Raw genomic sequence first — 9,124 nt, 5'->3', positions numbered from 1 at the left:
CAAGATAGCCTTCCGCCACCGCCAGATCGCGCGATCCCGCATCGATCCACTTGGCATCGCAGCCGAAGCTCGGATCCTTGGTCGGCTCACCCTGCAAGACATGCGCGTCGAGCACTTCGCCCGTGTCGATCGCGAGCAGCTTGCCCGCACGCAAAGTGCCCGAACCTACCGGCGCGCCGCCGAGCATGATGCGATATTCGTCGGGCGCAATGTCGAAGCTGTCCGCGATGCGGAACTGCGGGACGACGAAGCCAAAAGCCTGGCACATCTGCTTGCGCAGGCCGGTCAGGCGGGCAACCAGCGGCGCACCCTGCTTGTCGTCGGCCAGTTGGACCAGTCCGTAGCCAAGCTGGATGGTAACCAGCGTCTGGTCGGACACTTCGCCGATGGAAATGCGCGAGGGATCGGGCTTTTCTTCGGGCTCTGGCACGAAGGCATTCGCCGCATCCTCCCGCTTCTTGAGCCCGCGCCACAGCAGCAACGCGCCAGCCGCGAGCGGCAGGAAGATCATCTGCGGCATCGCCGGGATACAACCGATGGCGCCCAGAATGCAGCCGACCGGCAGCCAGATCTTGGAATCCGCCAGCTGACCGCCGATCTGGCCAGTCAGGTCGCGCGTGTCGGACACGCGGGTCACGATCACGGCAGCGGCAATCGACAGCAGCAGCGCGGGGATCGAGGCGACCAGCGCATCGCCCACCGCCAGGGTCACGTACATCGCGCCAGCCTCGCCAGCGGAAAGCCCGTGGCTGCTCATGCCCAGCACCAGGCCGGCGATCACGTTGACGATCAGGATCAGCAACGCGGCGATCGCATCGCCCTTCACGAACTTGCTGGCACCATCCATCGAACCGTAGAAATCGGCCTCGGTCGCGATCTCGCGGCGGCGTGCCTTGGCTTCGTCCGCCGTGAGCAGCCCGGCTGCGAGATCGGCGTCGATCGCCATCTGCTTGCCGGGCAAGGCATCCAGGGTGAAGCGCGCGGTCACTTCGGACACGCGGCCTGCACCCTTGGTCACCACGACCATGTTGATGATCGTCAGGATGATGAAGACGATCAGGCCGACGGCGAAATTGCCGCCGATCAGGAAGGCGCCGAAAGCCTCGATCACCTTGCCCGCTGCATCGCCGCCCTCGTGCCCGTTGAGCAGCACGATGCGGGTCGAAGCGACGTTGAGTGCCAGCCGCATCAGTGTCGCGAACAGCAGCACCGAGGGGAAGGACGAGAAATCGAGCGGCTTCTGCGCGTTCATCGCCGCCATCAGGATGGAAACCGACAGCGCGATGTTGAGCACGAAGAACAGGTCGAGCATCAGCGCCGGAATCGGCACGACCATCAGCACGATGACCGCAAGGATACCGGCGGGAAGCGCGAGCGCCGGCGAGATGAAGGAAGGAAGCTTCACAGGCCGAACACCTCGAATTTGCTATAGGCTTGGTCGATCCGGTCGCGGGCACGCGCGCCGATATCATTGTCTGCTCCGGTGCTGCCGAAGGTCGCGCGCAGCGTCTGCGCCATCGAAGGACGCTGCTTCGGGCCGTCGGTGGGCATGACTGCCGCGGCCCGCGTCGTGCGGCCCGGGATCATCGATGAACTGGCGTAGCGCGCCTGCGCGAACTCTTCCGACATGCCGCCCACTGCGCCCGGCGAGAAGGGCATGCCCCTGTCCTGGGCCATCGCGCTGGCGACCTTGGTCTGCATCAGGCTCATCACCTCGGCGACCGATCGCGCACGTCCGTTGTCATAGAATATCGGCCTGTTGGCCGCCGCGGCCTTGGGCATCAGGGCCACAGCCGATTGCCCGGCGTCGGTGCGGTAGGCGCCCAGGAACTTCTGCGCCCCGCCCAGCCCCATGAAATGCGCGAGATACATCTCCGTCGCATCGGGCTCGCGCCCCAGGAAGCCGCGCAGGCCAGCCGAGTTATCGCGCGCCAGTTCAGCCGCCATCAGGGCGGAGACATCGGCATCGTATCGCAGAGAAAGCAACTGCTCGCGCGTGCCGCGATTGGCGACCGCGCCGCCGGGGCCGATCTGGTCCGCCGCCCAGCCGTAGCCATATTTGGCACCGTGACGGTCCATCGTGCGCAGCCACGTCGAATCGATGAACTGGTAGAGCCCGGTCGCGCTGGATGTGCGCGCCTTGGCATCTGCGTCGAGCCCGGATTCGAGCCGGGCCTGGGCGACCAGGTAATCGAAATCGACGCCCGTGCTCTGCGAGGCGCGCGCAATGGCTGCGCGAACCTGCGTGTCGCTCGAGGGTGCATTCGCTGTCGAAATGCCAGATACTGGACTTGCGGTGGGCACTGAACCTCCCGGAGTTTTCTTCCGGTTAGTTCAAGCAAGCTCCGTGCCAGTTTGGCGGAGGGCCCGAAATCCGATTATGCGGGGTGTGCGCCGGGCCCGCGCTGGCCGCTGTCGTAAGTGCCTGCCGCCCCTGCCATTGCGTCGATCCGCGACTGGACATTGGTGGCGATAAGATTGCGCAAACGGCGGTTAATCGTGTTCAGGCGGCGAACCGCGTCGAGCAGGCCGAGGCATTCCTCGTCCAGCTCTTCCGGCCGAACCTTGTCCAGCCGATCGCACAATTCCATCTTGCCGCTGGTGCAGTTTGTTATGCGGTCGATGTCCAGGGCGGCAAGGGCCTGCCGCTCCCCTTCAAGAAGGGCAAGCATTTGCCGCAATGCGGTACGCGTCGTCATTCGTAGGCCCTTTACTCGCCGACGATTTGGAACAGGCCGGCAGCAATAATGCCATCGGCAATTTCGTTCGGGATCAGCGGGTAAGTGCCGGTCTCGATCGCTTTACGGATTTCGGCGACACGGTCGCCATCGACCGGGGCGGCATCGCCCGCACTTAGCGCGCTCACCGCGCTCATCGTTTCGGTCGTCGCAGCCTGGTCGGCCGCCTTTCTCGGAGCAGACACGCGCTCGACCGGCTCGACGCCGCGACGCAAGCCAGCTGGTCCTCCGATTCCTGGCAATCCGAAATCTCGCATTGCTTGTGTCCTTTCCTAATCCGCTCGACAGAACGGCCTCGTCATATCCAAGAACGGCATCCGCACGCCTGCTTTAAGGGCACGGCAACTTTTTTCTCGAAAAGCCGGAAATCGGCGCCTCAGCGCAGGCGCACCGCGACCTGTCCGGGGCGTACGACCTGCGCGCTGACGGGATCGGCCTTCCTGTCCTGCGCGGGGCGAACCTTGATCCACTGGCCGATGGCGCCTTCTTCCAGCGCAACCGCCTGCCGCGACAGCGAAAATCCGCCGCCTTCGACGATAATGGCAACGGTTTCTCCCCGCGATACGACGACTTGCTGCGTTTCCTGCGCGCTCGCCTGCCGGGTCTGGGCCACCGCGACATAGATGCGCCACCCCGCATCGGGGCAATGCACCTGCACGCTGTCGCGGCTGCTGCCGTACCAGCTGAGCTGCAAGGGCGCGCCGCATGCATTCAGCCGCATCCGGCGATCGACAGGCAGGCGTGCGCCACCCGGCTGGCCGATCCCCGCCCCGGTAAATTCCATCACCGCATGATCGATCGCGGCTGGGTCCATCGGGCCATTGGCGGTTGCAGGGGCCGCGACGGCAAAAAGGCCGGCGGCTAAGGTAGCGGTAAGGGTGCGCATGGTTGCGGTGCTCCAGACTGAAATGGACGACAGGCCACGGGCCCGCCAGTGCTACCGCTTATGTGCAATATCCGTGCCAGCCCCAGTATCGGGAAACTCGTGCTGGTCATGCGCAATGACCACCAGCGTTTCGGGATAGCGTGACGGCTCCACCATCAGGCGCGCCTGGTGGCCGCCTGCCTCGATCTGCTCGACCAGGCTCGCAGCCTCGCGCGCCGCACTGGTCGCCTCACCGGGCAGGTGTCGCACGACCACGGTTGCGACCTCGCCCTGTCCCATGCCTTGCGTGGTCAGCCAGCGAGAAAGATCCGCATCGCCCACGGGACGGAAGACCGCCATCGGCTGGCCCTGCGCGATCTCGACAGCATCCTCGGACCGGGCCTCGTCGGCCCCGTCCGAATCTTCGCGATAGGACGCGGCGACCACCGCGAACAGGATCAGCGATAGATCGGCGAGCGCCGTCTGCCAGCTGCTGAGACCGCGAATGGTCACACCGCTTCTCGGATCACATCGTTACTTGCCACCACGCGCGGGCCCGGCACCGCCTTGCGCACGCCGTTCTCGAGCCAGTCGAGCACCGCCTGCCGATCGCGCTCCTCACGCGCGGAGCGGCGCATTATCGCCGACGATAGCGGGCTGAAGACGAAGTTTGCCGCCGCGAGGCCATAGAGCGTCGTCACCACCGCCATTGCGATGGCACCGGTCATGCCGCCCTCGCTCGCGTCCGAGGGCATGGTGCCGAGCGCGACGAGCGTACCCGCAAGCCCCAGCACGGGCGCAAGCTCTGCCGCTTGGCCGAGCACATGCATGGCGGTGCGCGCCGCCTCCGTCCGCTGGCGTTTGTAGGCGTCATGCTCGCCATGTAGCGTATCGATGGAGCGGCGGCTCACCATCACATCGGTCAGGTGGTCGAATTCGCCATCGCCGAAATGAACCGGCTCTGCACGGACGAAGCCCTCGCTCGCGATACCGCGGATCTGGCGGGCCATTTCCGCCTTTGCGCACGCGGGATCGAAGGGTTTCGTGGTCAGCGCGCAGACCTTCGCCAGCGCCAGCCGCACTTCGGCAGGGCCACAGCGCAGCAGGGTCGCCAGCAGCGTCCCGCCCAGCACGATACCCAGCGATGCGGGGTCGAACCAGTGGTCGAACAGGGTCACGAGATTGTCCACGGCAACAAGAACGGCGCCGGATTGCGGGTTTTCAGGTCGAAGCGCCCGATTTTTGCCGCCGACCGGCAATTGTTTGCCGCCCGCAGTCTGAAATAGCGCGTTTCTGCGGCTTTGAAGCAAACTGGCACGGCCCTTGCTTACATATTCGGCGCAGACGAACACACGAATGTTTCGGCGGAGAAGTTACGATGAGCGAAGGCCTTTTCGGCATTCATGGAGCAGCGCTGGAGGTCCGTGCACAGCGGATGAGCGTGCTGGGCTCCAACATCGCGAATGCGGGTACGCCCGGTTACAAGGCACGCGACATCGATTTCGGTGCCGCGCTGCAGGCACGCCTCGCCGGCAATGATACCGAACAGGCTGCCACGCGTGCGACCGTCTATCGCATTCCGACCATGGCCAGCCTGGACGGCAACACCGTGGAGATGGGCACCGAACAGGCAGCCTTCGCGGAAAACGCCGTCGCCTACACCGCCACGCTCGGTTTCCTGCGCGGCCGCGTCGAAACCGTCACTCGCGCAATTCGAGGCGAATGAGCATGAGCGGACCCATGACCATGTTCCAGATGGGCTATCGCGCAATGTCCGCGCAGATGGTCCGTATGAACACCGCGGCGAGCAACCTCGCCAATGCGGGAAGCGTCGCAGGCAGCGCGGACGAGGCCTATCGCCCCATGCGCACCGTGTTTTCCGAAGAGCTGGACCGCCAGAGCGGCATGAGCTCCGTGCGCGTGGACAGCGTCGTGCGGTCCGATGCCGCGCCGATCCGCCGCCACGATCCCAACCACCCGCTCGCCGACGAGAACGGCGATGTGTGGGAATCGCCGGTCGATGAGAACGCCGAGATGATCGAGATGCTCGAAGCCTCGCGCCAGTATTCGAACATGGTCGAAGCCATGTCGACCGCCAAACAGCTGATGCTCGAAACCATGAGGATGAAATGATTAGCAGCGTGAATCCCTTTACGGGCGCGGCCTCCACCACGACTTCTACGGCTGGCCAGACGAATGCCACCCAGGGGCGCGGCATGGACCAGCTGGGCCAGGCCGACTTCCTGCGCCTGCTGACCGTCCAGGTGCAGCAGCAGGACCCGTTCGATCCGGTCGATAACAAGGAGATGCTGGCGCAGATGGCGCAGTTCTCCTCCCTCGCCGGCACCGCCGAAACCAACGAAACCTTGGGCAAGATCGTCGAGAAACTCGACGCGCTGATCGAAGCCCAGACACAGGGCGAAAGCCCCGCCGCCAACGACATTTAACCCGGGAGTCGCATCAATGTCCTTTTATACTTCGCTCAACGGTCTCAAGAACGCGCAGTCCTCGCTCGGCACGATCGCGCATAATATTGCCAACTCGGAAACCTACGGCTTCAAGCGTGGGCGCACAGAGTTTGCGGAGATCGTTGCCGGCTCGGCCAATTCCAACCCGCGCACGATCCAGGGCATCGGGGCGTCGGTCGAGGCGATCACGCAGAACTTCTCGCTCGGTCCGCTCGAACAGACCGGCGCAGCACTGGATCTGGCGATCACGGGCGACGGATTCTTCACCCTGTCGGGCGAGAATGGCGAAACGCTCTATACCCGTGCGGGTTCGTTCACCATCAACGAGGTCGGCAGCATCGTCGATTCCGGTGGCAATGGCCTCCAGGTCTTTCCGGTCGATGCGACCGGCACGCCTACGGGCACCACGCTGCAAAGCCTGCAGATCCCGGCGCAGAATGCCGCCGGTGCGGATTATGCCGGCGTGTCGGTTGGCAATGACGGTATCGTTCGCGCATCCTACGCCGATGGCTCGGTCGAGCCGGTCGGCATGGTCGCACTGGCATCCTTCATGGCGCCCAACGGCCTCAAGCCGGTCGGCTCGTCCAACTGGCAGAGCACGGGCTTCTCCGGCGCCGCAAGCTATGGCGAACCCGGCAACGGCCAGTACGGCGCGCTGCTGTCTGGCGCACTCGAACGTTCCAACGTCGATATTGCCGAGGAACTCGTCGGCCTGATCACCGCCCAGCGGAACTTCCAGGCCAACGCCAAGGCGATCGACACTGCGACTCAGATTTCGCAGACCGTCATCAACCTGCGGACCTAAGTAGATGGACCGCCTGATCTATACTGCGCTTTCGGGGATGCAGGCCTCGATGGATCGGCAGCGCGCGATCGCCAGCAACATGGCGAACTCGAACACGGTCGGCTTTCGCGCCGAACTGGTCGAGCAGCGTGCGATGACCATCGAGGGACACCCGAACGAGGCACGCGCGATGCAAATCTCACGGGTCACGGGCGCGGACATGTCCGGCGGTTCGATCATCGAAACGGGCCGCGAGCTCGATATCGCCATCGCGACCGAATCGCTGATGGCGGTCCAGGCCAGCGACGGCAACGAAGCCTATACGCGTCGCGGCGATCTTTCCCTTTCCGCCACCGGCTTGCTGGTGACGGGAGACGGCCACCCGGTGTTGGGGGACACGGGACCTATTACGGTCCCACCGGGTGGCCGCATCTCCATTTCAGAGAACGGCACGGTCACCCGTACCGATCCGCAAGCACCCGACCAGCCGCCCGCCGAAGTCGGCCGGATCAAGCTGGCCAGCTGGGAAGGCTCGCCGATCGCCAAGGGGCTGGACGGGCTGTTCCGCGTCGAAGGCGGGGGCATCCTGCCGACCGACGAAGAAGCGCGGGTCATGACCGGCTCGCTCGAACAATCCAACGTCAAGCCGACCGAGGTGCTTGTGGCCATGATCGAAGAGCAGCGCCTTTTCGCCATGCGCTCGAAGCTCGTGTCGACCGCCCGCCAGCTCGACGAGACCGGCGCGCAGCTGATGCGTCTCACCTAATCTAAGGACGAATAGACAATGCCCACTTCAGCACTCCAGGTCGCCCGTACGGGCCTCGAAGCGCAGGATGCGCGCATGCGCGTGATCGCCAACAACCTGGCGAACGTCGGCACCACCGGGTTCAAGCGCGACCGTGCGAACTTCGCAACGCTCGCCTATCAGGACGCGCGCGTGGCCGGGCAGCAGTCTTCGGGTGAGACCGCCTATGCCGAAGGGCTGAATCTGGGCACCGGTGTGGCGGTCCAGTCGACCAGCCAGATCATGACGCAGGGCACGATGGATACCACCGGCAATGCCTTCGACCTGGCGCTGGATGGCGAAGGCTTTTTCCAGATCGCGATGCCGGGCGGCCGCACGGGCTATACCCGCGCAGGCAACTTCACCCGCTCCGCCGAAGGCATGCTCGTGACCCAGCAGGGTTTTGCCGTGCAGCCGGAAATCACCGTGCCCGAAGGCGCAACCGCGATCTCGATTGCGCCCGACGGGACGGTATCGGCAACGATCAACGGCGAAGCGGAGCCGACCCAGCTGGGCCAGATCCAAGTCGCGCGCTTCACCAATCCCGCAGGCCTGCAGGCCATCGGCGACAACTTCCTGGTCGAAACCGCCGCCAGCGGCGCTGCGGAGCTGGGTGTCGCGGGTGAAGATGGCCGCGGCAATATCCGCCAAGGCATGCTCGAAGGATCGAACGTCAACATCGTCGAGGAACTTGTGGCGATGATCGAGGCGCAGCGCGCCTACGAAATCAGCTCGAAGATGGTCTCAGCCGTCGACGAGATGCTCCGCAACGCCAACCAGACCCTGTAATCAGACCGCGCGAGATCGAACTTCATGACCTATCGCACCCCCCTTGCCCTGCCCGTCGCGCTCGCGATGGCCGTATCGCTCTCCGCCTGCGGAGAGGGCTCGCGCCCGGCAGGCTTTTCCGCGACGCTTCCGCCCGCACCGGCCACCGCATACGCCACTCCGCAGTCCGCCGACGGGGCGATTTTCAATGTCTCGCAGGGCTATGCCCCGCTGTATAATGGCAACCGCGCCGCGAAGGTGGGCGATCTCGTCACCATCGTGCTGATCGAGCGGACCACCACCAGCAAGGCGACCAGCGCCAAGACACAGCGCGATGGCAATGCCGGGCTCACGCTGCCCGACTTCATCGGGATCGACCAGGGCGACCTGACCGCTTCCGCCGGATCGTCGTTCAACGGATCGGGCAATGCATCGCAGACCTCGACGCTGCGCGGCGACCTGACCGTGACCATTGCAGAAGTCCGCCCGAACGGCACGGCGCTAGTACGCGGCGAGAAGGTGATGAACCTCAGCCAAGGCGAAGAATGGGTGCAGGTTTCCGGCATCATCCGCCTGGCGGACATCGATGCGGATAATCGCATCTCTTCGATCCGCGTCGCCGACGCGCAGATTTCCTACAGTGGTAAGGGCGCCGTGCAGCAGTCGAGCAAACCCGGCTGGCTGTCGCGCTTCTTCAACGCCGTATCGCCGTTCTGA

Annotated in this window: 14 protein-coding genes; 7 read left to right on the top strand and 7 right to left on the bottom strand. The window is 64.7% G+C overall.

Features of this window, described 5'->3' with window-relative positions; all coding sequences use genetic code 11:
• The 7 genes from ACEQXE_RS13590 to ACEQXE_RS13560 form a co-directional block, all read right to left on the bottom strand.
• The coding region (locus ACEQXE_RS13590) for an FHIPEP family type III secretion protein (RefSeq protein WP_372524244.1) at nt 1-1,405 on the bottom strand (1,405 nt) is incomplete at its 3' end.
• Complete coding sequence (locus ACEQXE_RS13585) at nt 1,402-2,304, bottom strand: lytic transglycosylase domain-containing protein (RefSeq protein ID WP_370180109.1); 903 nt, start codon at nt 2,302-2,304, stop codon at nt 1,402-1,404. The genes ACEQXE_RS13590 and ACEQXE_RS13585, both read right to left, overlap by 4 nt.
• A gap of 74 nt (nt 2,305-2,378) precedes the next feature.
• Nucleotides 2,379-2,699, bottom strand: a complete 321-nt coding sequence (locus ACEQXE_RS13580; protein ID WP_370180107.1) for a hypothetical protein — start codon at nt 2,697-2,699, stop codon at nt 2,379-2,381.
• An 11-nt stretch (nt 2,700-2,710) separates the two neighbouring features.
• Nucleotides 2,711-2,923, bottom strand: coding sequence for a flagellar biosynthesis anti-sigma factor FlgM (locus ACEQXE_RS13575; protein WP_370180105.1), 213 nt, complete (start codon nt 2,921-2,923; stop codon nt 2,711-2,713).
• 191 nt (nt 2,924-3,114) lie between these two features.
• Nucleotides 3,115-3,552: a flagella basal body P-ring formation protein FlgA gene (locus ACEQXE_RS13570; RefSeq protein WP_370182889.1), complete on the bottom strand. Its 438-nt coding sequence runs from the start codon at nt 3,550-3,552 to the stop codon at nt 3,115-3,117.
• Between the two features lie 123 nt (nt 3,553-3,675).
• Nucleotides 3,676-4,116 (bottom strand): hypothetical protein, encoded by a 441-nt coding sequence (locus ACEQXE_RS13565; protein WP_370180102.1) that lies wholly within the window; start codon nt 4,114-4,116, stop codon nt 3,676-3,678.
• Nucleotides 4,113-4,793, bottom strand: a complete 681-nt coding sequence (locus ACEQXE_RS13560; RefSeq protein ID WP_370182887.1) for a MotA/TolQ/ExbB proton channel family protein — start codon at nt 4,791-4,793, stop codon at nt 4,113-4,115. Before ACEQXE_RS13560 ends, ACEQXE_RS13565 begins: the two co-directional genes overlap by 4 nt.
• 188 nt (nt 4,794-4,981) lie before the next feature.
• On the opposite strand from ACEQXE_RS13560, the gene flgB reads away from it, so the two are divergent.
• From flgB to ACEQXE_RS13525, 7 genes are read left to right on the top strand one after another with little or no spacing between them, the layout of a single operon-like run.
• The gene (gene flgB / locus ACEQXE_RS13555; protein ID WP_370180099.1) at nt 4,982-5,329 is read left to right on the top strand and encodes a flagellar basal body rod protein FlgB; all 348 of its coding nucleotides are present in this window, start codon (nt 4,982-4,984) and stop codon (nt 5,327-5,329) included.
• A complete protein-coding gene (flgC, locus tag ACEQXE_RS13550) occupies nt 5,326-5,736 on the top strand; it encodes a flagellar basal body rod protein FlgC (RefSeq protein WP_370180097.1) in 411 nt (136 codons plus the stop codon). Before flgB ends, flgC begins: the two co-directional genes overlap by 4 nt.
• Entirely contained in the window at nt 5,733-6,050 is a 318-nt protein-coding gene (locus tag ACEQXE_RS13545) for a flagellar hook assembly protein FlgD (RefSeq protein WP_370180095.1), read from the top strand. The genes flgC and ACEQXE_RS13545 overlap by 4 nt, the downstream gene beginning before the upstream one ends.
• Before the next feature lie 16 nt (nt 6,051-6,066).
• Nucleotides 6,067-6,876: a flagellar hook-basal body complex protein gene (locus ACEQXE_RS13540; RefSeq protein WP_370180093.1), complete on the top strand. Its 810-nt coding sequence runs from the start codon at nt 6,067-6,069 to the stop codon at nt 6,874-6,876.
• A 4-nt stretch (nt 6,877-6,880) separates the two neighbouring features.
• Entirely contained in the window at nt 6,881-7,621 is a 741-nt protein-coding gene (locus ACEQXE_RS13535) for a flagellar basal body rod protein FlgF (protein WP_370180092.1), read from the top strand.
• 18 nt (nt 7,622-7,639) lie between these two features.
• Nucleotides 7,640-8,428, top strand: coding sequence for a flagellar basal-body rod protein FlgG (gene flgG, locus ACEQXE_RS13530; protein WP_370180090.1), 789 nt, complete (start codon nt 7,640-7,642; stop codon nt 8,426-8,428).
• 24 nt (nt 8,429-8,452) lie between these two features.
• Nucleotides 8,453-9,124, top strand: a complete 672-nt coding sequence (locus tag ACEQXE_RS13525) for a flagellar basal body L-ring protein FlgH (RefSeq protein WP_370180088.1) — start codon at nt 8,453-8,455, stop codon at nt 9,122-9,124.

This window comes from Alteriqipengyuania sp., from assembly GCF_964222115.1.
Classification (GTDB): Bacteria; Pseudomonadota; Alphaproteobacteria; order Sphingomonadales; family Sphingomonadaceae; genus Alteriqipengyuania.
The sequence above is the reverse complement of the archived record's forward strand: the minus strand, read 5'-3'. Positions and strand labels throughout refer to the sequence as shown.

Bases quoted from the DNA above. Each gene is read 5' to 3' on its own strand.
- ACEQXE_RS13580 (WP_370180107.1), bottom strand. From the start codon at position 2,699: ATGACGACGCGTACCGCATTGCGGCAAATGCTTGCCCTTCTTGAAGGG.
- ACEQXE_RS13570 (WP_370182889.1), bottom strand. From the start codon at position 3,552: ATGGACCCAGCCGCGATCGATCATGCGGTGATGGAATTTACCGGGGCG.
- flgB (WP_370180099.1), top strand. From the start codon at position 4,982: ATGAGCGAAGGCCTTTTCGGCATTCATGGAGCAGCGCTGGAGGTCCGT.
- flgC (WP_370180097.1), top strand. From the start codon at position 5,326: ATGAGCATGAGCGGACCCATGACCATGTTCCAGATGGGCTATCGCGCA.
- ACEQXE_RS13545 (WP_370180095.1), top strand. From the start codon at position 5,733: ATGATTAGCAGCGTGAATCCCTTTACGGGCGCGGCCTCCACCACGACT.
- ACEQXE_RS13540 (WP_370180093.1), top strand. From the start codon at position 6,067: ATGTCCTTTTATACTTCGCTCAACGGTCTCAAGAACGCGCAGTCCTCG.
- ACEQXE_RS13535 (WP_370180092.1), top strand. From the start codon at position 6,881: ATGGACCGCCTGATCTATACTGCGCTTTCGGGGATGCAGGCCTCGATG.
- flgG (WP_370180090.1), top strand. From the start codon at position 7,640: ATGCCCACTTCAGCACTCCAGGTCGCCCGTACGGGCCTCGAAGCGCAG.
- ACEQXE_RS13525 (WP_370180088.1), top strand. From the start codon at position 8,453: ATGACCTATCGCACCCCCCTTGCCCTGCCCGTCGCGCTCGCGATGGCC.